Genomic DNA, 25368 nt, shown 5'->3' on the forward strand with positions numbered 1-25368 from the left:
AATAATGTGCAATGTGGGCTTATTCATCTTGTGCCACCCATGTAGAACCTACACCTACATCGGTGCTTTGGATGTAGTATAAGTTTCTTGCACCTGCTAAGGCTTGTGCACCATCTGCGTCAGTCTCAAGCAGCGTACTTGTAGCAGTGACAAACTCAGGAATTTCTTTACCATTGGCTTCTGGGTTTTGGTCAATAGCGCCATCGGTGTCGTATTCACCATTGCCATTTACGTTTCTAATATCAACCCATAAGTTGCTCGCATCGCCCGACTCATAACTGTCACTAAAGCCAAAGCTGTTAGAGAACAGTGATTCAGTATGGTTAATTAGGTCACAGTCGTATTCAAAAGAGTGAGCGCTCGAAAGCGTGTTAGGGAAAAAGAAACCAAAAACAAGCGCACTGCTTTGTATGGTGTCTTCATCAGTTTGATCGCCCACCCCATTAGCATTTAAATTACCGTTAAAGTTAATTTCAAATGCATTTTTTGTTAAACCGTACAATACAGGGGCGTTATCTGCGGTAAGCTCATCACAATCACCTACCGGTGCTTTTGAACCTATTTCTGTACTAAATACAAATGGCTGCTGTGAGTTCAGTACCGTATTGTTAGTCACATTAAGGGTAAAGTCGCCTGCGCCATCAAGCACAGCTTGGTTACCTCCATTTGGCACCCCACCATCAGCTTGTGAGAATGGGTTAGCGGTAAATACAATACCACCGGCTTCTTTATTACCTGAGCGAATACCCGCAATGTAGTTATTGCTTACAGTGTGGCCTAAAGGCGTAATTAATACACCAGCTGGTCGATCGCTTGAGCTTGCAATATCTGTGGTACGAATAATAATGTTGTCTGATACCGTATTAAATCCACCATCTTCAAGCGAAATACCGCCATTAGGATTTAAAATGGTATTGCCTTTAATCGTCGCGCCTGAGGTTTGTACGCGCATTAAACGTCGACCTGTAACAAAGTTTTCTACTCGGTTATATTGAATAGTAAAGTTTGCATCATCAGCAGCACCGGTACCTGTGGTACTACCTGCGTTAATTAAGTGCAGGCTAGAGTTGCCAAAATTTGGGTTGCTGCTGGTACCTGTGAAAAGGTTATATTGAATAACGTGGTTAGTGCTCGACGATGACATTTTAATCACCGAACCATTTTCTGCTTTATCTCGGTTGGCAAAGGTATTACGCTCAACCATTGCGCCATCGCCTTTAAGCATTAACCAGTGGTAAGTAGAGTTATTTAATGTCTCGGCTTCACCATCGATAGTATTTTGTGTAAATGTGAAGTTGTCACCCTCAGAGTAAATAACGGCATCTTCTTCGGTTTCACAAAAGCCGCCCGATTTAGTATCAATGTTTTTAAAAGTAAGCCCTTCAATACCTGCGCCATCAACCCCACTGGCTACATGAATACAAAGCTCGCCACTAATTACCGGACTTTGTCCTTCAACTGCTTTAAGGGTTGCTGCGCTAGTTAGCATAATGGCATCAAGATCGGCATATACACCCGTATTTAAACCAAGCACATCGCCATCACCAAGCCCTGCATTAATAGCACCTAATAGTGAGCCTGCATCGCTTATCACTTGCGTATACACTACTGTATCGGCGGCGCCGGTAATTGTGCTTGAAAAGCCATCGTTATCGGTATAGCTAGCCGTTACCGATATAATCGCGCCAGCTTGATTAGTTGGTGTAAATGTTTTGCTGTTTGTGTCAGCAATTGCTACGCCATCAGCAAGCCAAGTGTAGGTAACGTTTTGCTCATCCACACCATTGTTATCATTAATTTCAGCTGTTAATTCGCTAGTCACTAAATAAGGCGTAGCCCCTGAAATGGTAATGCTACCGGCTTCATCTACAGCTTCAGCTGAAACTGCAATAGTTGCCTCTGATAGATTGTCTTCAGTAAAGCCATGATCGTCTGTGTAAGTAACCTGCACAGTGATAACTTGACCAAGTAATGATTCATCAACAACATAAGTACTTTGTGTTGCACCTTCAATAGCAACAGTATCTGCAAACCACTGATAAGTGATTGTGCCGCTTGCGCCATCCTCATCGGTAATTTCAGCCGTTAGTGTGTTACCAACCGTAGGCGTACCAACAATAGCCACCGAACCTTCTGAATTTGCACGTTCTACTGGCGCAGTAGCAGCTGATGTAGCTGTCTCTGCAAACCCTCTGCTATCTTCAAATGCTGCATTTACGGTAATTACTTTACCTAATTGCGCTTCGGTAATTGTGTAAGTTGCTAAGTTTTCATCAGCAATTTCTTCATCATCTGCAAACCATGTATAAGTTACAAGCGCTGGGTCGAAGCCATTTTCATCCGCTACATTAGCACTTAGCTCATTACCTATAATTGCATCACCGTTAATTTCTACCGTTGCCGCAAAAGGAATAGCTGACACTTCACCAGTTGGCTCACTTAAATGCGATTCATTAACGCCGCTGTCATCTGTATAAAGTGCTTGTGCTGTAATCGCAAAACCAATTTGCTCATCGGTTAATGTGAACGTTGCGTCATTAGCGCCACTAATAACTTGTCCATCGGCATACCAGTAGTAGCTAACTTCGCCAGAAATACCATCTGCATCATTCACGCTGGTCGACAATGTTTCGCCAGTTAGTGCTGTACCTGATAGAGCAATAGAGCCCAATGTGTTGTTATTATTATTTGAATCCGTGTCACAACCTATAATGGCAGCTGCAACGGCACATAATGCAAAATGTTTTAATTTCATCATGGCTCTATTCTCCTTAATTGTGTGGTTTAGTATTTAGTATGTGTTATGTGTGATTTACCAAATACTCAGTGTGTTATTACCAAATTATTTTATTTTTACGCCTCATTGTTAACCAACTTGGTAATATAAGCATAATAAAAACACTTTTACCACTTTATTCGTTCAAAAATCATCACATTTTATTAATTGAAAGTTAACTTAAACATATACCTAATAACACAAGGTTATTACCAATATTAATTTCACGAATAGATAAAAAAACAACTTTTATGAACAATTGGTTTTACCGATAGGTAGTACTATGCATTAATTGTTAAGTGCAGAAGGAGCTGGGAGTAGCAGGTATGGGCGTGATCGCCTTAATGCGATGATATGTAAATAAGAAATCTTAAATGGTATATTTGAAGTGACGTAACCACAGCGTTTGACTATCTAGCGCGTAACCAGCTCAATAATAAAGCTCTGTATATAACTTGAGGCTATATTGAGAGCTTTATTATTTAACATGCACTTTTTTAATAAACCGCTGAATTAAAATAAGTAGCAGGTTCACTGGAGCCTAAAATAACGGGCACACGCTGGTGCAGCTCATCCGGCTTAATATCTAAAATACGCACGCCTTTAGAAGTCGCAATTCCGCCTGCATTTTCTGTTAACATTGCCAGTGGATTAGCTTCGTAAAGTAACCGTATTTTACCGTTTTCGTTACCAGCACGCGTATCTTGCGGGTACATAAATACCCCGCCACGACATAGTATTCGGTGCACATCGCCAACCATAGCGGCATTATAGCGGATTGAGCTTTTAGCAAATTCCTCTGATGTATACAGTACCTTATCAAAGTAAACTTGTGTTGCTTCATCCCAGTATCGGTAATTTGCCATATTAACCGAGAACTCACGGCTTTTACTCGGCACTTTAAGTTCTGGCTTAGTAAGCAAAAAGCCACCGTGGGTTAAATCATGCGTATAACAGCGAGTTGGCCCACCAGTGGTCATCACGAGTAACGACGATGGTCCGTACAACACGTAGCCCGCACAAACCTGATTAGTACCGGGTTGATTAAATTGCTCATCGCTATCGTAAGGCACGTCAGCTTTCGCTGGGTAAATGGTAAAAATAGTGCCTATTTGCCCGTTAACATCAATATTTGATGAACCATCAAGTGGATCAAACGCTACAATGTACTTACCATTAGGGTGTGCACCTACTGCGTTGTCCTCTTCTTCAGAGGCCACTGTTTTTACTAGCTCATCATCAATTAGAGTATCTTTTAGCAACTGATTGGCGATAACATCTAGCTTTTTTTGCACCTCGCCTTGTATATTTTCGTTAAGAGTAGACCCTAAAACACCGGCAAGCTCACCTTGGCTTACTCTAAACGCTATCTCTTTTGTGGTTGCTAATATCGTGCGAATTAACATGATAAGATCGGTTTCTACCCCATCTTCTTTTAATACTTTATTCAGTCTTTTCATGCGCTATACCTGTTGACACAATTAAGGTCGTCAAAACATTGGATCAGGCGTGCCACCATATGCTGCTCCGACTGACGTAACCACACCCGTGGGTCGTAGTGTTTTTTATTGGGTTTATCTTCGCCATCAGGGTTACCAATTTGGCCTTGCAAGTACTCTTGTTTTTCTTGGTAATAATTTAATACCCCACTCCAACTCGCCCATTGAGTGTCGGTATCAATATTCATTTTCACCACCCCATAGGTTAGCGATTCTGCAATTTTGCTGTGCTCCGAGCCACTCCCTCCATGAAATACAAAATTGATAGCGTTATGCTCTAAATTAAACTTTTCAGCTACATAGGCTTGCGAATCACGTAATATAGTAGGTGTTAAAACTACATTACCAGGCTTATATACGCCGTGGACGTTACCAAAAGAAGCTGCAATGATAAAATTAGGGCTTATTTTACTAAGTCGCTCATAAGCGTAGGCTACATCTTCGGGTTGAGTATATAGGGCAGAGCTGTCGAGATGTGAGTTATCAACCCCGTCTTCTTCTCCACCGGTACACCCTAGCTCTATTTCAAGTGTCATTCCTATTTTTGCCATGCGTGCTAAATAACGCTCACAAATTTCTATATTTTCTTCAAGCGGCTCTTCTGAAAGGTCTATCATGTGCGATGAAAAAAGCGGCTTGCCAGTTTGTGCAAAATACTTTTCGCCTTCTTCTAGTAAACCATCGATCCAAGGCAGTAGTTTTTTTGCTGCGTGATCTGTGTGCAGCATTACAGCAACGCCATAGTGCTTAGCCACATTATGCACATACTGTGCAGCACTTATTGCCCCAACAACAGCAGATTGCTGGCCCTCTAGTGCTAAACCTTTACCACAAAAAAACTGCGCGCCACCATTAGATAGTTGAATAATGACCGGCGACTTCATTTTTTTTGCGGCCTCTAAGGTGGCATTAATTGACGATGTGCTCACCACGTTTACAGCAGGCAATGCATACTGATGCCCTCGTGCATGTTTATACACTTCGCTTACTTCATCGCCAACAACAACGCCTGGTGCAATGGTTGGGGCTAAATAATTCATTTTTTGCTCCTTGCTATTTTAAAGCCTCGATACAAGAGTCTGTAATGGCTTGCCAATTACCCTGCGCTACCCATTCTTTTTTAGCAACCCAGGTACCGCCTACTGCAAATACATTGTTTAACGACAAGTAATCCATTTTATTTTTTTCGCTTACACCGCCGGTTGGACAAAAGCTCACTGCACGAAATACAGACGACACAGCAGAAACAAACGGCGCACCACCAGCGAGTGAAGCTGGAAAGAGTTTTTGCTCTTCAAAACCATATTCAAGCGCCATTAATATATCGCCGGTATTTGATACACCTGGCAACACAGGCACATTACACTTAACCAGCTCACTTAATAGTGTAGGCGATACAGCGGGAGTGACTATAAAATCTGAGCCGGCTTCTAGCGCTTGCTTTAAAATGGTTTCGTTAATAACGGTACCTGCGCCCACTTTTAACTGGGGAACCTGTTCCTTAATGGCTTTCAGCGCATCAATAGATGCATCTGTTCTAAGAACAACTTCTACCAATGTTAGGCCTGCTTCAGCCATTGCTTTAGCAATGTTTACACCTTGCTCTGGCGTGTCAGCTTGAATTATAGGTAGCAGAGTTTGCCCTGCCATTAGTTCAGAAAAGCGAGTCATTCGTTGTTTCCCTTATTTTAGATAATCGTGCTACTTAGTGTTATATATTGAGTACATTAGCCAGTTACAGGCCTGATTTAGCCATGGCTTGTTGGAATACATCTTTTGGAGCAATGGCTCCGGGTTGCTGAATAACAGCGCCGGCAGCTTGCGCACCAAGTTTAACTGCATCACTTATAGGGCGCCCATCTAAGCGCGCTCCTAAATACACGCCGTTAAACGCATCGCCTGCTGAGGTGGTATCAACCACGTTTTCAACCGGTGTAATACTGTGGCTTTGCACTGCATTAGCCTCTTTTGTAATCACCGAATTAGGGCCGTTTTTAACTATAATTTCGTTAATATTGTACGGTGCTAAATAATCAATTACCGCCTCTACACTTTGTACATTGTATAGCGTTTCTAGGTCTTCAACGCCGGGTAATGTAATATCAGCTAAGCTAAATGCAATATGGTACTGCGCTTTAGTTTGCTCAACGTTATCCCATAGTCGCGCACGGTAATTAGGGTCAAATACTATTTTTACTCCCGCATCTTTTAGCTGCTTTACTATGTCCCAAAACTGCGCTCTAGCTTGCTCTTCTATTACAGCTAAAGAAATACCCGAAAAGAAAAACATATCACCCGATGACAGCTGCTTAACTAGCTCAGGGCTAATAAATTCAACCACTTTTTTTGCTGCAGAGTCATCGCGCCAATAAATAAAACTGCGCTCGCCTTGCTCGTCCGTTTCTATGTAATACATGCCTGGGACTTTACTTTTATGAGCAAATACATAGTCTGTATTTAATTGTTCACTTGCAAAACGCTCACGCATTTTTTTACTTAAGTTATCTTCCCCTAAAGCGGTTATCACTGACGTTGTGATCTGTGGAAAACAGCGCTTTAAGTAAACTGCCGAATTGTATACGTCACCTGCAAAAGACTGATGCAATGTAGAGGGAACTGTCGCTCTTAACTCAATCATGCACTCGCCAATAAAGTAAATATTTTTCATTATTATCACTTACCTTAGGTAGTAAATGGCTGTGAAAAACACAGCCATTGCCAACAACTTAGTTAGGCTTTTTTAATGGTTCAATTTTTGGAATTAAAATCCATACAGCGGCCATTGCAATAATCGCTAACGATGCACCTATTACAAACGCCGGTGTATAATTACCATCAGCGGTTAAAATTGGTACCAATGACGTAAGCCCTACAGCACCTAATTTAGCGGCCATGCCAGAGAAGCCCGACAACGTTCCTACCGCTTTTTTACCGAGTAAGTCGCTTGGTAAGGTTTGCACGTTACCGATAGCAGTTTGGAAACCAAATAAAATAACAGCCATAATAAGCACTGCGATTACCGGCTCGCCGGGGTTTGCCATTGCAAGCAGCGCCGGCAACATAATCAAACATCCTAATGTGATGGTCAGCTTACGGGTTTTATCAGTATTCCAGCCTGCTTTAAGGCGGTTTTGGGCAAGTAAGCCTCCAAACCAGGCACCAAACATAGCGCCTACATACGGTACCCAACCATAAATACCAATAGATTTAACATCCATGCCGTACACTTCGTTTAAGTAAATGGGAATCCAAAAAACAAATAGCCACCAGATAGGATCAATAGCTGCAGAGGCTATGATTACACCCCAGCTTTGCTTACGAGAGAGTAACTCGCCCGTTGAAGGGTTATACTCTTCTTCGTCATCGTTTGTTACATCGCCGTTATCATCAACGCGTCGTTGTCCGGTAAGAATGTACTCGCGTTCTTCTTCACTTATCCAAGGGTGAGAGCCTGGTGGCGCTTTTACTAAAATAATCCACGGCACTAACCATAAAAAACCTAACGCACCAACAAAAATAAACACCATTTGCCAGCTAAAATATACTGTTAAATATGCAATAAGCGGAATAGCAATGATGCCACCAATGGCTGCACCTGAATTAAATATTCCTTGCGCTAAAGCGCGCTCTTTCGTTGGAAACCATTCGGCATTACCTTTAGCTGCACCGGGCCAGTTACCCGCTTCGGCTACACCTAAAATTGCACGGAAAATACTTAAACTAAGCACCCCTTGTGCAAATGCATGGGCAATCGTGGCTAAAGACCACACACCAATTGAAAGTACAAAACCAAAGCGTGTACCCACCCAATCAAAAATTTTGCCAAAAATAGCTTGGCCAAATGCATAAGCAAATACGAATACAATAGAAATATTTGCGTAAATTTGTTTACGCTCTAAAGCAGATTCATCAGGGAACATTTCTTCCACAATGTCTGGCCATAAAACGCTAAGCGCTTGACGGTCGATGTAATTAATGATGGTAGCCAGTGCAATCAGCACGATGACCCACCAGCGTAAGCCTTGAATTTTCATAGGTTATTCCTCAAGAAAGTCTTCGCGAGCTGGGCTAAAGGTATCAATCAAAATACCACCAGTTGGGCATGTTGCACCATGATCGGCAAACGGAGGAATAAAACAGCTATCACCCGCTTTTAAGATTTTAGTGACACCGTCAATATTAAAGTGAAATTCACCTTCAACTACATACGTTACTTGCGAATGCCTATGCGCATGGTTATAACCAATCGCTCCCTCTGAGAACCAAATTTTTACAGCCATTAGCTCTTCGTTATAGCCAAGCATTTGGCGTTTTAAGCCATTACCTAAATCTTCAATCTCGGTTTCGTTACCAAATGAAAAGTGTGGACTTTGCTTTTGCATCCTGTTTACTCCTAATTATTTTTCATCGCATAAACGCCAAGACGGCCATTTAAGGTGAATGCTTTATTTTGATATGTGAATGTGTGCTTAGCTGCTTTTTCAGCTTTATTAATAGCAACCAAATAAGTGTTATTTTTTACTTTAACTTCAACTAGGTCTAAGAGCTCTTGCGCGTCATACTTAAGTGCCGACACACGGCTTACAGCCTCTAGGGTATATTCTTTACTTGGATTGTATTCACCGTGAGGCTCAAGTACTGAAATAAATTTATGCTGTTTTTTACCTTCCACACGTCGAATGTAGCCATTTTCGTTACGAAGGTTAAAGTGTGGATCATTAGCCCCTATTTGTGTGAACAAAAATGACTCATCTCCTTTGACTAAGCTTGTTTGTGTATAAAAGCGGCCATTGTCATTTAACCATGTTACCTTTGCTAACCCTTGCTGTGGTTGCGCCTGTGCTTTTAACCACAAGTGCTGGTAGCCATTTTTATCACCTAGCGCAGCTAAACTATTTGAGTTACCAACTAGCTCAAAACTGGTATCAATTAATTGGCCTTTGTAATGCAGTGGTAAATCAATTTTATGGGAGGTATCTGCATTTACATTAAAAATATCAATTGCGAGCGAACTTTCAAGCTCAGGCAAATTAATTAACGCTAAAGTACGTTCAAGCTCAACGCCTTTATAAGCGGTGCTTATTTGCCCACTTGAAACTGTCCCATATTGATTTGTTTCAAAGAAATTAAGCGTAGGATGATTGTTATTACCCACTTTAACATTAGCGTTAAAATGTGAGGTTTCATCAATTACAACCGTATTGTGTGCCACGGTATGTTTTGCGTAAGTTTCGTTTTCTGGTAGGTAACGACCGCCATATTTAGCCTCAACATTTAAAAAACGTGCTGCGCCATAATCAGATACAATTTCGTTACCGTGGTCGTAAAACTGCCAAGTTAATTTATCAAAATGGCCATGTCCTAAACCTTGTGCTGCAGGTTTAAATAAAAGTGCTTGGTCGCCACCGGTTTGCGTACGCATTACTACTAATGCACCCTGCTCGCCATCGTTACCGTCGCCAAACGCTACCGATTTAAATACATAAGGGGTTTGCTTATTTTTATCCAACGCTTGAGCAACTTTTAAACCATCACCTGTCAGGATCACTTGATCTTGATACTTAGCAATATCCAGATAACCCGTATCGTTAGTCAAGCCATACGCGGCTGTTACACCTTGAACTAATTCAATCGTATCAATACCTTTGCTTTTTATGGCATCGTTTATAGGGAAAAACAAACCGTTGTAGCTCAGCTGTATAGTGGTATCAATTGCTTTGAGTAATATGCCATCGCGATATTCAAAAATATCTCGTTGCGGTTCGTTGTTTTCAATAGCTTTAGCAAAGGTTACAAACGGAAGTAATGCAAAACGTTGATAATAAGGTCCTTCGTTGTAATAGCCTTGTGGTGAAAACAGCATGTCTAGCTGCTTAATAAAACCACCTTCGCCCGATTTATCTAAATCGTAAAGAGACTTTTCAACCCATTCAGATTCATCTAACACATACCCAGCCATACCAACCCCGGCTGTTGCCCATGTACCGTGGTTATGTACCTTGTTAAAAGTTGATGGTTGTCCTTGTGATAAAAATAACGATACCGGGCGTAGTAGGTCATTTTCGATGGTTTTGATATTAGCAGCACTCAATGCGTCATGGACTAAATCATATGCTTGAATGGTATAAACAAGCCACATGGCTTCATTAAGGCTTTGCCAAAATAATTTACCTGGGTTTTGCGACTTAACTTTGCGCTTAGGATGCACATCAAGTGTTGGATATAATTTGGCATACGCAAGTAACATATCACGCACGTAATGCGCATATTTTTCATCTTGGCTTAGCTGATAAATAACACCAGCGTTATACATAAGCTGATAATTTTTTTTGTGACGCTCGTGGGTATAGCCTCCCCCACCATCTTTTGGGACAGGTACCGTTATAGGTCCTTTAATTTGCTCATCAACTTGTGCTTTGAGTGCTTCAAATGCGTTGGCAAACTTACCCTGCCCATTGCTGCTGATTGCTTGGCGCATATGCTGTACATCATCATTGGTTATAACCAAATTTGGATGCGCAGCATAAGCGTTTAACGATAAAGCTAAGGCACTTACAGTAACCCCCAGCGTTTTAAATAATGACTTATTTTGGGTTAAATTCATCATTGTTAGTTCACCTTATTTAAAACGTTGTTATTTTTAATCGTTGCCGTGTGAGGTCCCGCTACACGTAACTCTTTTACGTTTGGTGCTTTTGTTGCATCAAACGTGTTATCTGTAATGGTTGTAATGGGCTCACCCACCGTGTGCTCAATTTTAACCGGTGCAGATTTTTCAAATTTGTTGTTTGCAATATTTGTTACTTGTACACCGTGCGCATACACACTTGCTTGTGCCTTGTTGCGCTTGCCTAAACCTACTTTAGTTAGGGTGTTATTGGTCATTAATAAATGCGGGCCAAAGGTACTCTCATCGCTTCCCCCTCGGTATAACTTAACAACAGCACCGGCTACCTCATCAAAGGTGTTGCTTTTAAGTGTTACATACTCAGCGTTATAAATACCTAAGTCTTCTATTTCGGTATTGAGACGTAATATATCGCCAGTTACATTTTTGAAGGTGTTATTGACTAACGTGATTTCATCTGCCAATGCACCTTTACCCGTTACAAAAAAGTGAAATGAGTGGTTAATATCAAGGTTAGTTAATTGTGAGTTGTGTATTTCAAAGCGGTAGTTATCGACCATGCCCCACTTTTTAGTACGTACTACGCTATTATTAATAGCATCAGGGGCATTTTCACCTGAGATAACTAAGCCATCGAGCTTTAAGCTACCGCCATCATGAATTTCAAATAATGTAGAGCGTTGGTAAGTCAACTTAGCTTTACCAGCATGTTTAGCTTTAAGTGTAAGCACTTTTGTTATTTTAACGAGTTTAGATACATCGTATTGGCCATCAGACAGCTCTAATACGTCGCCCGTTTGTGCAGTATTAATTGCGTTTAGTAATGCATCTGCACTTGCTTCAACTTGGTGAGTTTTACCCGTATCAAATGCCACGACTTGCTCTGTTTTTGGATACCAGCTAACGCCGGTGTCGGCCTTTTTTAGCACCTTTAAACCACGTTTTGCACCTGCACTTATTTTGTTTGATTTAGGATAAAGTAAACCGTTACTAGCTCTAGTGAGTGTTACATCTTGTTGTTTAACCCCGTAATTTAACTCTTTTAATACCTGGGTGTTAGCTACATTTTTGCTAAATTTAATACCGCTTACATCATCAAATGTTGTAAAAGGCTGCTCGCCATTTTGATTAATAATAAGATTATTTTTCATTACGCTATTAATTGGCGCAGCGCTGCGTTCGCTATCGCTACCCGCACCCAGTTGTATATGACGCACATTTACATAGGTATTGTTTTCAATTGTCGCGTTTTCTACCTGATGGTAGCGATTTATTGGTGAGTTAGGTACGCCGTTCATAACCGTAAAACCACTCCCAAAGCGATAGCCTGTTAAACCCTCTAGGTAGTTATTTTTTACTGTTTGGTTTTTATTAATTATGCGAATGCCACCTGTGTGATCTACACCATTACCAAAAAAAACGTTCTCTTCAATAATATTGCCATTACCATGGCGTAGCGTTAGTGTGCCGCGAGACTCAAAAAACACATTATTACGAATGTGGTTTTTACCTGACTTAACAGAGATTATTTCTACTTCGCCGTTAGTACGTTCAAAGTAGTTGTTTTCAACTAGAGTGAATGAATCACTTAATGAATAGTGGCTAGTACCAATGCGCAGTGTTTCACCCCCGTTAGATCCAAAAGTTGGACGATAGCCAAAGAAGTTATGATCAATTTGATGGTGGTTTTGTTGGCTTTGCTCACTATTAAGCCTTACAGCTACCGTAACGCCTTTGTTACGTTTACCTACTAAGTGACTGTGATCAAAACGGTTGTGTTTACCATACAGAGCCACCCAATAGTCTGATTCACGCTTATCGGGATTATTGTAGTTATCGATAACGACTTGTGTTACGCGGGAGTGAGTAGCAAGCTCATCTTTATTTTTACGAAATTCAATAACGGCTGAGCTAGGCGTATAACCATTTTTAAATACAAGTCCTGACACTTCTAAATACGAACCCGCCAGTCTTAAATTAGATTGCCCTGATAAAATAACATTACCCTTGGTTTGCGCTGTAAGCTTTATAGGGGCGTTTTTGGTTCCTTGGCCTTGTAATAAAATTTCGAAATTAGACCACGTACCGTCTTTGAGAGTTACTTTATCGCCGGCAACGAGTTTGTCAGAGATTTCTTGAAAAGCTTGTTTAGTGTCTACAAAATAATCTTTGGCTGCCAATTGTGTGGATGTGCATCCAATAAGAACTAGGCTAAGCTTTATTATATTAATTAAACGCATAGATAACTCTTTTTCAGTGTGACCGGAAGTAATGCCTTATCAAAAGTAATGCTGCACTCATTGCACAAAGCAGATTAAATCTAGCCAATTGATGTTGTGTGTGTTTTGGTGCTTTAACTTAGTTAAAGCACCCAATGTTGTTGGTATTATTTTTCTAGAGTTTTAAAGTAATCAAAAATTTCTGGCACGTTGCCTTGGCCCATACCTGCATCAAATGCCGCTTGTAAATTAGCCGATGACCCTTCGGCAATTTTTGATTCAGTCCCAAGGTCTGAAACCATTTGTAGGAAGTAGCCTAAGTCTTTGTTTGCATTAGCAATTGAAAAACCAAGGTCGCTTACATTGTCTACCGCGTAGTTTTTACAAAATTGCATAAATGGAGAGCTAGAAGGCCCTGTCGACATAATGTCAAATAGTTGCTGACGATCTACACCGGCTTTATCTGCTACAGCAAACGCTTGTGACATAGCACATACTGTGGTCATACCCATAAAATTGTTGATTAACTTAGTTGTATGACCTGCGCCTAGCTCACCTAGGTGAAATACGTTTTCGCCTTGGTCTTCAAGTACAGGTTTAACTTTATTAAACGTGTCAATATCGCCCGCAGCCATAATATTTAATAGACCATCTTTAGCATGTGCTGGAGTACGTCCTAGTGGTGCGTCAATCATGCCTGCGCCTTTAGCAGCTAAGTCGGCGCCAATTTTTTTAGTTGATGAAGGAATTGATGTACCAAAATCAATTAATACCGCGCCTTCTTTAATTCCCGCTAAAATACCATCTTCTGCATAGACAATTTTTTCAACAACTGCAGATGTTGTTAAACAAAACATAATTATGTCTGCACCTTGTGCGAGCTCTTTTGCAGTGCTTGCTGTTTTTGCGCCTCTGCTAACGCATGCAGCAACCGCATCTCTGTTTAAATCCATAACAACAAGCTCATAGCCTTTGTTCTGTAAGTTTTCGGCCATATTGCCGCCCATTAAGCCAAGGCCGATAAAACCGATTACTGGTTTAGACATGAATAACTCCTAAATATGATGGCGCGTGCTTTTATGAGTACGAGTAATGATTTACCCCATAAATAGGTACGCTGTGTCGTTTAGTTCAATTTGCTAAAGTAACCCTGAGCATGCTCGTTTGAATAGGTAACCCGCCGCGTTATTACCATTTGAGCGAATAAAAACAGAGTAATTAAACGCTGTGTATTGTTGACCGGTTACGTATTTATTTCGTTATGCTTAGCATTGCTTTGATTATTTATTAATACCTTGGAGAAGCTAAAACCAAGCAGCTTACCAATTGGTATGTAAAAACTGTATTACCATACACCAATCTTGTCAACCAATAAGTTAACTTTGTAAACCAAGGTAATTTACAATTTATTTTAATTAAATTAAATTAACTTAATAAACATATAGTTACACAATAAATCGAAATCAAATTAATTCACTGCACTTTTGCCCTCTTTGGTTATAGCTTAATAAAAAATAGGTTGACCAATAAGTTACAACAACTTTATAAACTCGTATAAATAGCGTGGCTATAAAAACACTGTGCGCTAGCCTATCGTTGGTAATACCATTAATCTAGTGTGGTTAATATTATGGCAATGTGTGGTTGTAAATGCCGAGCCTTGCCCACATTTAGCTTAAATAGCCTGAACTCAGGTCTAGAAGTTTACTTACGTATTAAATGGTACTGTTATTTTACAAACTGAGGTTTTCAGTGAAGGCAAAGCACACTTGTGCGGCAATAGCTGGTTAAAATAAACTTATTATTCGAAATTAAGGTAAAATAAGTCCCTAGGTATATAGCAGGCTCTAGCCTTTGCAATGCGGTTATAGGTACTCCATTAAGGCGCTATGCCCCACACCTATTTAAATTTAAACTCACAGAGGTAACCTAAATGCGTTTATTACACACAATGTTGCGTGTAGCCGACTTAGAAAAGTCGCTTTCTTTTTATACACAGGTTTTAGGAATGAAAGAATTACGCCGTTCTGACAACGAAGAGTATCGTTATACATTAGCTTTTGTAGGATATGGTGAAGAGGATAGTAATACTGTTTTAGAGCTTACTTATAATTGGGATGAAAATAGCTACGATCTTGGTAATGCGTATGGTCATATAGCTATTGAATTTGACGATATATACAAGGCATGTGATGACATAAAGGCCGCAGGTGGAAATGTCAGCCGAGAACCGGGACCAGTAAAAGGTGGCACAACAGAAATTGCTTTTGTGAAAGACCCTGATGGCTATTCAATTGAGCTTATTCAGAAAAAGAAAAACAAAGCTCACTAGGCAATAAAATTTATCAAAAAGGTGCCTAGTCGCACCTTTACCTTAGTTGGCTATCTTTACTTGCTCGGCGGTTTACGCCAGCAACGCCCTTACCTTTAGCCTCAAGCTCATTTTGACACGCCACACAGTGCCTAACACCAGGCAGCGCTAACCTGCGTGCCTGTGGTATTTCACAATCACACTCATCACAGAATTCAGCACTCGCGCCTGAGATTAAATTTTGCCTAGCATATTGCACCGCGTCGTTAACACTTGCATCGATTTGATCTTGAATTGCGCCATCACGCGCCCAACCACTTGCCATAATTAACTCCTAATAATAAGAAATTAAACTAAAAGGCTAGCAGCACAGCGCTTTATAAATGCTGAATACTTTGTACTGATCTTTATTGGGTAAGCTATTTAAAAGATGAATAAATATGGTTTAGAGTAATTTGTAATTTATACCAATCCGCATAATTAATTGATCTATTTTGAGGATGGATAAACGTGTTGATAGCAAGGCAGAAATTTTGCTATTTAGTTGTTTTAAATGAGAATTTTTTAACACAGGTAGCGAAACGTTTAGCCCCTGAAAATGATTAAGTATTAATGCTGATTGGTATTCGTTGTACTACCCATTTTATTTACACATGCAGTTATAGGTATGTATTTTAACGCAGCTAGCAAAAATTTATCACTGTAAATGAATAATTGTCATTGCGGATCGATCTTGAAATCAAAGAAATTATACGTAGGTAATTATTAATTAAATAGATAGGTTTTTAGATATTGAAGAAAATTAAAAGTATAAAACTAAAATTTTAACGGATAAACAGTAGAAATTAATGCGTTGGATAGCGCTGAGGAAGTAATAGCTTTGTAATGGATTTATACACTACTAAAATAGTAAATGGCGTCCCCATGAGATTAGTACTCTTGATAACGTCGTGCATAGAGAATGCGGTGTCACACTNAAATAGTAAGTGGCGTCCCCAAGGGGATTCGAACCCCTGTTACCGCCGTGAAAGGGCGGTGTCCTAGGCCTCTAGACGATGGGGACACTAAAAAGTGTCACTAGGACAACTGAATGGTTTGACTCGTTTCAGGCGAGTTTTTAATAACACTACCCTACTATAAATAGTAAGTGGCGTCCCCAAGAGATTAGTACTCTTGATAACGTCGTGCATAGAGAGCGCGGTGTCACACTGCTTTATACATCACTTAAAATAGTAAGTGGCGTCCCCAAGGGGATTCGAACCCCTGTTACCGCCGTGAAAGGGCGGTGTCCTAGGCCTCTAGACGATGGGGACACTAAAAAGTGTCACTAGGACAATTGATAAGTTTAACTCATATCATGAGGTGCTAAGGTAATACGTTTAATACACATAAAGACTCGAGCTTAAAGTGTTACGCTATTCTCTTGGTAAAACCACGCCTAACTATTTGTTAGATGGCGTCCCCAAGGGGATTCGAACCCCTGTTACCGCCGTGAAAGGGCGGTGTCCTAGGCCTCTAGACGATGGGGACACAGAAAACTGCTACCCTAGGACATACACAAAGATTTGGTGGAGCTATGCGGGATCGAACCGCAGACCTCTTCGCTGCCAGCGAAGCGCTCTCCCAGCTGAGCTATAGCCCCAAACCTTTTAATACCTAACGTGTTTAACACGTTGTGTATCGCTGAGTGCGGGGCGCATTCTATGCACCCCCAAAAATAAAGTCAACAGTTTTTTATGCCACTTTATTTAAATGGTTTAATTTTCAACAAACTGGCTATCAAGCATGCTAAAAAATACAATTTCGACAAAATTTGGCCTGTACTTCATCTAACAGCACTACTAACAGATTAATTACCTCTTTATACCTCGTTGATGAGGCAATAATGTTTAACATAAAAGGTATACATTTATATGCAAATTGAGTTGAGGTTAAAAAAGCACTAAAACCAAGGCTAAACCCCGCATTTAAGTGTGTTATTAAAATGCGAGGGCTCTATTCGATAACCTTATTATTAAATGCTCAACCCTTCCCTTTTTAAGTTGCTTGTACACACATATAAAAATTCAAGTGAATTAGGCCGTCGTTAAAAGTGCTAGCAAATAATTCGTGCTCTTTTTAAACACTATGATCCAGTTTAGGTAATAGGCTCTATTTTGTTGTCATTGCGCCAACAACCCATGGCGTTAATTAAAGTTTATTCGCACTAATGGCAATACAGATAACTGCTTATGCCCATTAACGTGTTCGTACCTTTTAAAAAGTACCCTATGCCAGTTCAATAATTTAAAACCTCATATAGTCATTTATCTTATTTTGATAAAACGCCACACTTACTTTATCAATTTCAACATCGCTTTTTATTAGCTTATTTAAGCAATACTTTTTATTGTATGTAAAAATAAGGCAGTCACTTAGCTCAGATTTAGCTGTTTATTTACCCTAGCAACTGAAATCTGATGATAAAGTAAACGCCAATCACGCTACACTGTTTATAAAACCTTCACTTAGCACATTTTTATCATTCAAGTGTTGACACATTTGCAACTCTATCTATAATAGCGCCCCACAACAACGCAGCAATGCGATGTTATTTAGATGTGGGTGATTAGCTCAGTTGGGAGAGCATCGCCCTTACAAGGCGAGGGTCACTGGTTCAAGTCCAGTATCACCCACCACTTTATTAAGTGTACACATCTAAACTTCTATTTGAGTTGTTAGCTCAGTTAGAAAAAGAGCATCAGCGCTTTTAGTAAAAGAGGCTGGGGTTCACTGGTTAAAGTCCAGTACTATTTTTAATAGTAGCGTATTGATTTGTATGTGGGTGATTAGCTCAGTTGGGAGAGCATCGCCCTTACAAGGCGAGGGTCACTGGTTCAAGTCCAGTACGACCCACCATTCTTAGAATGGTGCATATTAAATATATAATTTGGGTGATTAGCTCAGTTGGGAGAGCATCGCCCTTACAAGGCGAGGGTCACTGGTTCAAGTCCAGTATCACCCACCAAATTATATAAAACGTTAAATTGATAAAGTCATACCTATTATATGTGGGTGATTAGCTCAGTTGGGAGAGCATCGCCCTTACAAGGCGAGGGTCACTGGTTCAAGTCCAGTACGACCCACCATTCTTAGAATGGTGCATATTACAAAAATTTATATGTGGGTGATTAGCTCAGTTGGGAGAGCATCGCCCTTACAAGGCGAGGGTCACTGGTTCAAGTCCAGTATCACCCACCACATATAAAAGCTATTATATAAATAGCTCGTTTTAAAATTTAATATGGGTCGTTAGCTCAGTTGGGAGAGCATCGCCCTTACAAGGCGAGGGTCACTGGTTCAAGTCCAGTATCACCCACCACATATAGAACCTATTAGATTAATAGTCGTGTTTAAAATTGTAATATGGGCCGTTAGCTCAGTTACAAGAAAATAGAGCATCACCGCTTTTTATAAAAGATGGCGAAGTTCACTGGTTTAAGTCCAGTACTATCTATACAGATAGTAGCATGTAATATGGGTCGTTAGCTCAGTTGGGAGAGCATCGCCCTTACAAGGCGAGGGTCACTGGTTCAAGTCCAGTATCACCCACCACATATAACCACTTCTAACTNATTATTATAAAAATCTTATTTAGGTAATTAACCCAGCTGTGAAAAAAAGAGCATCGGCGTTCTTTACAAGTAATGGCAAGGGTCACCGATATCAAGCCAAGCAATCAGTGCATATAAACACTCCACAAAACACCTAGGTTTTTCTAATTATTATTTAGGGCTCCTTTTTATTTATTAAATAAAATCGCTAATGCCAGATAATATTAAGCCAGCTAAAGGGATTGAAATAATTTAATCTTCTAATAACCTCGGCTAATAGTTAAATTCCCTTGTAAGCAAGTAAACTGTTGATTATAGTCTGTGATAAATCAAACAACATGTATGCCAATGCCGACTAAAATCTACGCCAAAGCCAAAATACTGATAGTAGAAGAGCAGCCCCTCGCTCAAAGCTATATGAAGCAGTCGCTTGAAAGGCTTGGCTTTCGACAGTTGCACTTTGCCGATCATGCAATTGCGGCTAAAGAACAATGCTTGGCTGGGCAATTTGATTTAATAGTATGTTCCTTTAATTTAAGTAAACACCAAGACGGTTATCAACTCTACGAAGAGCTCCGTGTTAAGCGACTTATTAAAAACTCCACCGCGTTTATTTTTATTTCTGCAGAAACCAGTGGTGCGCTAGTGCATAGCGTTTTAGAACTTCAACCCGACGATTTTTTGGTAAAACCATTTACGGTACAAGAGTTAAAAACGCGCATTGAGCGTATTTTAAAACGTAAAAATGAACTACAAAGCATTTATACACTTATAGATGATGGCAACGACTCAAAGGCCATAAAGGTAATCGATGCTGCACTGAATAAAAAAAACAATCTCTACAGCCCTATCTTACTTCGATTAAAAGGAGATGCGTTACTTAGGCTAAACCGCAGCGAAGAGGCTAAAGACTTTTTTACCTCAGTACTAGACATACAAAAGTTTGCCTGGGCCAAAGTTGGTTTAGTAGAAGCATTAATTGCAAACAACGAGCATATTCTTGCTCAGCGTATGTTAAAAACAATGCTTGAACGTCATGAAACGCGTTTAGTGGCACTAGACTTGCTCGGGCAATTAGAAATAAAACTAAACCAATTTGAGTTAGCGCAAGATTTTTTAACCCAAGCAGCCGATATTGCGCCGCGCAATATTCAAAGACAAAAATCGTTGAGTAACGTGTCATTAATAAACCATGATTACGAAAAAAGTTATTTAACTCAAAAAGACATAGCCAGTTATGCGCGTCATTCTATTCATGACAGCCCCGACATCTATCTCAATGCTGCTCGTGCGGGTATAGACTTTGCGCTAACAACCGATCAAACAGATCAAATACAACGTATTTCGCGTCAAACGAACAAATACATCAATGATTTAAAAAAGCAGTTCCCTAATAATGCAAATCAATCTCAAATTGATGTACTTAATGCGCGTTTGCACTATTTGAAAGACGAGCACCAAAAAGCAAAGCGTCTTATTGAGCAGCTCGATGACGGCGATACGTTAATACGCTCTGTGGATGGCGCACTTGATAAAGCAAAAGCGTTTCACGAACTGGGTTTTCACCAAAAGGCACAAGCCTTATTTAGCCAAATAATTAGCCACTGTGAACGCCACCCCACTATGAGTGATACGACTTACTTGCGTTACATTCAACAGCAACAAAGTGAGCGTCGTGATATTAAAATGGGTCCTAAAGAGCTTAATAACCATGCTGTGACTCAATTTAATAAAGGGCAATTAAATACGGCGCTAGAGGCGTTTACACAAGCATTTAGAGTAATGCCGCGTAACCCAAGCATTGCTCTTAATTTATTACAGTGCTTATTTGATTCAACAAAACAAAAAGGCGGCACTTTCAACCTAGTTCTTGCTAAAAAGTGTTACGCCCTTTTGAGTAATTCTACACTGCAGGAAGATCAGTCGCAGCGGTTAGACAAAATTTTGCACATAGCAAAAGAGATGAAACTCGATATACAAAACTCGAGTAAATAAAACCCTAGAGCTTTTTCATTGCCGCTGCGTTGACACAATAACGCAAGCCCGACGGCGCGGGTCCATCAGGAAAAATATGCCCTAAGTGTGCATCACACACATTACACACAACTTCAACGCGCTGCATACCATGGCTTAAATCGTTTACATAGCCAATTGCAGCTACTGTTGCTGGTTGTGTAAACGAAGGCCAGCCTGTACCGCTATCAAACTTTTCATCGGCATCAAAAAGTAAATTATCACAACATACACACGCGTATTTGCCCGGTTCTAATAATGTGCACGTTTGCGAGCTGTGAGGGCGTTCGGTGCCCTTTTTACGTGTCACATAATATTGCTCATCATTTAGCATTGACTGCCATTGTGCGTCTGTTTTTACAACCTTTTCGGGTGGCGTTGGGTTGCCGTTATTAGCAAAATTTATAACATCATTCCAAGTAAGCATAATAGCCTCCTTCGGTATTAATAAGTGATTAGCTAAAGCGAATAGTTTGCTTTTCATGATCTGAAAGTATGCGCTTCATGTAGGCGTCTATGTCATTTTTTTGTGCTGGTAAACTTACACTAAATTGTCGTTCGTTATTGCTATGAATAATAAGCTCATCGTTCTTACTTTCAATATGTTCAATGTTGCCAATAACAAGCCATTGCGGGCCAAATTTTTTATCAAAAAAACCTGCCAAGCTAAATAACATTAAGTGCTGTGCATCACGCTGAATAAAATTATCAAGCGTATTGCGCTTTTTAAAGGCGGGAGTCAGCCTGTAACAACACGAACAAAACACAAATAACCATAATCCTATTACGGCAGAAAACCAAATATGATCAGTCAATGATGTAAACAGCACCAAAGCACCCAAAATAATGCCTATACCAAGCACTACAGCAGCAATTTTCTTATTAATGTTATCCATTTGCCTCCCTTTTATTTAGCGTTTTTATTATCGGCTTTTTCGGTAGGCTCTGGCCAATCGTTAAAAAACACTTTCAAATAACGACTCTTTGCCAGGTACCACATTACCCAAAACACAATCACCATTTGCACGGCTAAAAACAGTGAAAACCTGTAATGACTATGTGCTGCTTGTATTGTTAACCAGCCTAAATCGGTTACTGCGCACACCAGTAACGGCCAGCGCATGTAGCGCCACACCGTCGCTAAACGCGCACTCTGTTGATGAGAGTCGCGCGGGCGTCTTAAGCAAAATAAAAAGGTGGGCACTATCGCAATAGCACCAATTGCAATAGCGATAAAAAAATCGTTTTTAGATTTAAAAAATAACGACATTAAATCAAGCTCAGGGCGACGACTCAGTGCCGCTATAACCCAAATAAAATACGCACGTAGCAACACCAATAAACTTAGATGAAATGCAATAGGCGTACGGTAGCTTCCATATTTATCCCAGTATTCGGGTCCATAACGGCTCATTTTATTACCCTAAGCATTATACTTATCAAACAGTGCAATTAAGTCGTCTTCGCTAAGTATATCTATCCCTAAATCTTGTGCTTTGGTTAATTTAGAGCCGGCTTTTTCGCCTGCCACCAATGCATCTGTTTTAGCCGACACGCTACCAGCTACTTTTGCACCTAAGTGTTGTAAGCGCGCTTTAGCATCGTTTCGGTTTAAAGTATTAAGCGTGCCAGTTAATACATAGGTTAGCCCAGCTAAGGGTTGCTCATCCTCTGAAGGTGGCGTTAGCGCTGGCCAATTAATGCCTTGTTCAATTAAAGCATTAACTACATCTACATTATGTTGCTCATCAAAAAAGCCACGAACATGCGTTGCTACAATAACCCCTACATCGCTCACTTGTGTAAGGCTTTCAATACTGGCTTGGGTTACCTTTTCAAGTGTTAAAAAATGATTTGCTAAGTTTTGCGCTGTGGCCTCGCCAACCTCTCGGATACCCAGCGAATATAAAAACTTTGCAAGCGTCGTTGTTTTTGCAACTTCAAGTGCATCCACTAAGTTTTTGGCCGACTTAGGACCCATACGCTCAAGTGACTCAAAATGGCCTTGTTTTAATATAAATAAATCTGCGGGGGTTTTTACCAGCTCTCTATCAACTAGCTGATCAACTATTTTGTCGCCTAAGCCATCTATATCAAGCGCTTTGCGTGATGCAAAATGTTTTATCGCTTGTTTACGCTGAGCTTGGCACACTAAGCCTCCGGTACAACGAGCCACGGCCTCGCCTTCTACTTTTTCAACGTGTGAGTCACAAATGGGGCAACTGGCAGGAAATACAATGTTGCGTGCATCATCTGGGCGGCGCTCAAGTACTACTTGTGTAATTTGCGGAATAACATCGCCGGCGCGGCGTATAATTACTGTATCGCCTACCTTTACGCCTAAGCGGGCTATTTCATCGCCATTGTGAAGCGTTGCGTTTGATACCGTCACACCACCTACAAATACAGGCTCTAAACGCGCTACCGGCGTTATAGCACCTGTGCGGCCAACCTGAAATTCTACATCTAGTAACTGGGTTATTTCTTCTTGCGCAGGAAACTTATAAGCAATGGCCCAGCGCGGTGCACGTGCAACAAACCCTAAACGCTCTTGTAAGGCTTTTTGATTTACTTTAATTACCACGCCATCAATTTCATATTTAAGCTCGCTTCTGCGCATTAAAATATCGCTGTAGTAATCTAAAGCCGCTTGTGTTCCTTCTACTAACTTTGTTTCTGGACACAGCGGTAAACCCCAATCGGTTAATTTTGCCAATTGTTGGTAGTGATCTTCAGGCATTGTACCCTCAGCCACCAGCCCGGTGCTGTATGCATAAAACATTAGCGGGCGCTTAGCGGTAATTTTTGAATCAAGCTGGCGTAAGCTACCTGCGGCTGCATTTCGCGGGTTAACAAATACTTTATCGCCACGCTTTTCGGCGTCGGCGTTTAGTTTTTCGAACCCAGCACTATCCATAAAAACTTCGCCCCGTACTTCAAGCTCTGCAGGGTAATCGCCACGCAATTTAAGAGGCACATTACGGATTGTTTTAACATTTTGCGTAATATTTTCGCCGGTAAACCCATCGCCGCGTGTCGCTGCTTGCACAAGTACACCATCACGGTAAATAATCGATACTGCCAAGCCATCTAATTTAGGCTCACAGCAAAAGGTAAGCTCATCTTGGCTCATTAAACGCTCTTTAATTCGACGATTAAACGCGCTAAATTCCTCTTCGCTAAAAGCATTATCGAGCGATAACATAGGCACTTGGTGAGCTACTTGTTCAAACTTACTTAGTGCAGCCCCACCTACTTTTTGGGTTGGTGAATCAGGAGTCAAAAATTCTGGGTGCTGAGTTTCAAGGGCGCTTAACTCGCGCAATAGTCTATCGTACTCTGCATCAGGAATACTGGGTGTATCAAGGACATAATAATTGTAGTTATGTTGCTCTAACGTACTACGAAGATGATTAATTTGCTCACTAATGCTGCTAGACATTTAAACCTCAAAAACATAAAAAAAGCCACTTTTAGGTAAGTGGCTTAATAAAAATAATGTGTGCGTATAAATTACGCAGAAAATGCACGAACCTGCTCAACATATTGACGAACGCGCTCAACAGTCATTTCTTCACGCTCAGCATCTAAAATTTGTGCACCAAATTCATCGGCAATTTTTTTAGCGGCGCTATGTAACATGTTAAATGCTGCAAGCCCGTCGCCCTCACATGGTAAAGTCATAAATAAGCTAACCCCTGCGGTACTAAATTGTTCCATATTATCAATATCGAACGTACCTGGGTTATACATATTTACTAATCTAAATAACACTGGACCTTGGCCTGCAGGGTCAATATGACGATTAAAAAAGCCTTCTTCTGAGTATTTAAAACCAAGCGTATTAACCGCCGGTAATAATTTACTGCCTTGCATGCTTAGCCCTTCAGGCATTTGAATATGCACAATAACAAAGTCAGAGACCTCTGCTGGTGCTTCTTTTTCTGGCTCTGGTTCTGGCTCTTGAACTACTTGCAGATCATCTTCAATGGGTGTTTGCGCCGCGCTAGTATCTATTTGCGGCTCGTTTGCGTCAAAATTTAGCTCGCCAAACTGCGGCTCATCTCGCTGTGCAACAACCGGCTCTTTAGGTTCAACGGGTGTATGCGAGGGTGTATCTTGCATTGGTTCAACCCGCTCCGAAGGCGCTACCTCGGGGCTGTCTTTTTTTCTAACTGACCATAAACCATGTACTAATAAGCCACCTATGACAAGTACACTGATCACAATTAAAACCAATCTTAGTTCTTCGGCCATCCCCTCACCTTTTATTATTTGTTATGCCTAAACCCGTGTATTAATTAACACTAATACGCTTAAAATAAACTG

At 40.6% G+C, this 25368-nt stretch carries 18 protein-coding genes and 11 tRNA genes; 9 read left to right on the forward strand and 20 right to left on the reverse strand.

All coding sequences use genetic code 11. The features are described from left to right. Positions 1–19 precede the first annotated feature (19 nt). From WDB87_RS09660 to WDB87_RS09705, 10 genes are all read right to left on the reverse strand, one after another. Positions 20–2755, reverse strand: a complete 2736-nt coding sequence (locus WDB87_RS09660; RefSeq protein WP_337849786.1) for a poly(beta-D-mannuronate) lyase — start codon at positions 2753–2755, stop codon at positions 20–22. Between the two features lie 518 nt (positions 2756–3273). Continuing rightward, on the reverse strand, positions 3274–4236 hold the full coding sequence (locus WDB87_RS09665; RefSeq protein ID WP_286244792.1) for a class 1 fructose-bisphosphatase: 963 nt from the start codon (positions 4234–4236) through the stop codon (positions 3274–3276). Further along, a complete protein-coding gene (gene fbaA / locus WDB87_RS09670) occupies positions 4233–5315 on the reverse strand; it encodes a class II fructose-bisphosphate aldolase (protein WP_286244793.1) in 1083 nt (360 codons plus the stop codon). The genes WDB87_RS09665 and fbaA overlap by 4 nt, the downstream gene beginning before the upstream one ends. Before the next feature lie 13 nt (positions 5316–5328). Beyond that, entirely contained in the window at positions 5329–5946 is a 618-nt protein-coding gene (gene eda / locus WDB87_RS09675) for a bifunctional 4-hydroxy-2-oxoglutarate aldolase/2-dehydro-3-deoxy-phosphogluconate aldolase (RefSeq protein ID WP_055020383.1), read from the reverse strand. A 64-nt stretch (positions 5947–6010) separates the two neighbouring features. Next, entirely contained in the window at positions 6011–6943 is a 933-nt protein-coding gene (locus WDB87_RS09680; protein ID WP_286244794.1) for a sugar kinase, read from the reverse strand. 58 nt (positions 6944–7001) lie between these two features. Then, entirely contained in the window at positions 7002–8309 is a 1308-nt protein-coding gene (locus WDB87_RS09685) for an MFS transporter (protein WP_286244795.1), read from the reverse strand. 3 nt (positions 8310–8312) lie between these two features. Further along, entirely contained in the window at positions 8313–8657 is a 345-nt protein-coding gene (locus WDB87_RS09690) for a cupin domain-containing protein (RefSeq protein WP_055016656.1), read from the reverse strand. 11 nt (positions 8658–8668) lie between these two features. Further along, complete coding sequence (locus WDB87_RS09695) at positions 8669–10879, reverse strand: heparinase II/III domain-containing protein (protein WP_337849787.1); 2211 nt, start codon at positions 10877–10879, stop codon at positions 8669–8671. A gap of 5 nt (positions 10880–10884) precedes the next feature. Beyond that, positions 10885–13143: a chondroitinase-B domain-containing protein gene (locus tag WDB87_RS09700; protein WP_337849761.1), complete on the reverse strand. Its 2259-nt coding sequence runs from the start codon at positions 13141–13143 to the stop codon at positions 10885–10887. Positions 13144–13289: 146 nt separating this feature from the next. Next, complete coding sequence (locus tag WDB87_RS09705) at positions 13290–14168, reverse strand: NAD(P)-dependent oxidoreductase (protein WP_337849762.1); 879 nt, start codon at positions 14166–14168, stop codon at positions 13290–13292. An 887-nt stretch (positions 14169–15055) separates the two neighbouring features. Here WDB87_RS09705 and gloA point away from each other — a divergent pair. Beyond that, the gene (gloA, locus tag WDB87_RS09710) at positions 15056–15454 is read left to right on the forward strand and encodes a lactoylglutathione lyase (RefSeq protein WP_286244798.1); all 399 of its coding nucleotides are present in this window, start codon (positions 15056–15058) and stop codon (positions 15452–15454) included. Between the two features lie 37 nt (positions 15455–15491). On the opposite strand, the gene WDB87_RS09715 is transcribed toward gloA, so the two are convergent. From WDB87_RS09715 to WDB87_RS09735, 5 genes are all read right to left on the reverse strand, one after another. Next, positions 15492–15758, reverse strand: coding sequence for a DksA/TraR family C4-type zinc finger protein (locus tag WDB87_RS09715; RefSeq protein WP_286244799.1), 267 nt, complete (start codon positions 15756–15758; stop codon positions 15492–15494). Positions 15759–16420: 662 nt separating this feature from the next. After that, positions 16421–16496 (reverse strand) — tRNA-Glu (locus tag WDB87_RS09720). 174 nt (positions 16497–16670) lie between these two features. Beyond that, positions 16671–16746 (reverse strand) — tRNA-Glu (locus WDB87_RS09725). A 141-nt stretch (positions 16747–16887) separates the two neighbouring features. Next, positions 16888–16963 (reverse strand) — tRNA-Glu (locus WDB87_RS09730). Between the two features lie 36 nt (positions 16964–16999). Beyond that, a tRNA-Ala gene (locus tag WDB87_RS09735) sits at positions 17000–17075 on the reverse strand. Positions 17076–18035: 960 nt separating this feature from the next. On the opposite strand from WDB87_RS09735, the gene WDB87_RS09740 reads away from it, so the two are divergent. The 8 genes from WDB87_RS09740 to WDB87_RS09775 all read left to right on the forward strand — a co-directional run bounded on the left by WDB87_RS09740 (position 18036) and on the right by WDB87_RS09775 (position 21021). Next, positions 18036–18111: transfer RNA gene (locus WDB87_RS09740), tRNA-Val, on the forward strand. 144 nt (positions 18112–18255) lie between these two features. Further along, positions 18256–18331: transfer RNA gene (locus WDB87_RS09745), tRNA-Val, on the forward strand. A 33-nt stretch (positions 18332–18364) separates the two neighbouring features. Then, positions 18365–18440, forward strand: a tRNA-Val gene (locus tag WDB87_RS09750). A 45-nt stretch (positions 18441–18485) separates the two neighbouring features. Then, a tRNA-Val gene (locus WDB87_RS09755) sits at positions 18486–18561 on the forward strand. 36 nt (positions 18562–18597) lie between these two features. Beyond that, a tRNA-Val gene (locus WDB87_RS09760) sits at positions 18598–18673 on the forward strand. A gap of 45 nt (positions 18674–18718) precedes the next feature. Further along, a tRNA-Val gene (locus WDB87_RS09765) sits at positions 18719–18794 on the forward strand. A gap of 157 nt (positions 18795–18951) precedes the next feature. After that, positions 18952–19027: transfer RNA gene (locus tag WDB87_RS09770), tRNA-Val, on the forward strand. Between the two features lie 347 nt (positions 19028–19374). Further along, the gene (locus WDB87_RS09775; RefSeq protein WP_337849763.1) at positions 19375–21021 is read left to right on the forward strand and encodes a response regulator; all 1647 of its coding nucleotides are present in this window, start codon (positions 19375–19377) and stop codon (positions 21019–21021) included. A gap of 4 nt (positions 21022–21025) precedes the next feature. Here the strand turns inward: WDB87_RS09775 and msrB are convergent, their stop codons facing one another. The 5 genes from msrB to zipA form a co-directional block, all read right to left on the reverse strand. Continuing rightward, complete coding sequence (gene msrB, locus WDB87_RS09780; RefSeq protein ID WP_286244801.1) at positions 21026–21466, reverse strand: peptide-methionine (R)-S-oxide reductase MsrB; 441 nt, start codon at positions 21464–21466, stop codon at positions 21026–21028. A gap of 28 nt (positions 21467–21494) precedes the next feature. Further along, a complete protein-coding gene (locus WDB87_RS09785) occupies positions 21495–21935 on the reverse strand; it encodes a hypothetical protein (protein ID WP_337849764.1) in 441 nt (146 codons plus the stop codon). A gap of 11 nt (positions 21936–21946) precedes the next feature. Further along, entirely contained in the window at positions 21947–22453 is a 507-nt protein-coding gene (locus tag WDB87_RS09790) for a DUF2919 domain-containing protein (protein WP_286244803.1), read from the reverse strand. 9 nt (positions 22454–22462) lie between these two features. Next, entirely contained in the window at positions 22463–24481 is a 2019-nt protein-coding gene (gene ligA, locus WDB87_RS09795; protein WP_337849765.1) for an NAD-dependent DNA ligase LigA, read from the reverse strand. A gap of 71 nt (positions 24482–24552) precedes the next feature. Continuing rightward, complete coding sequence (zipA, locus tag WDB87_RS09800; protein WP_286244805.1) at positions 24553–25296, reverse strand: cell division protein ZipA; 744 nt, start codon at positions 25294–25296, stop codon at positions 24553–24555. Positions 25297–25368: the final 72 nt, after the last annotated feature.

Origin of the sequence: Pseudoalteromonas sp. C12FD-1, assembly GCF_037414265.1 — a bacterium.
GTDB lineage: Bacteria > Pseudomonadota > Gammaproteobacteria > Enterobacterales > Alteromonadaceae > Pseudoalteromonas.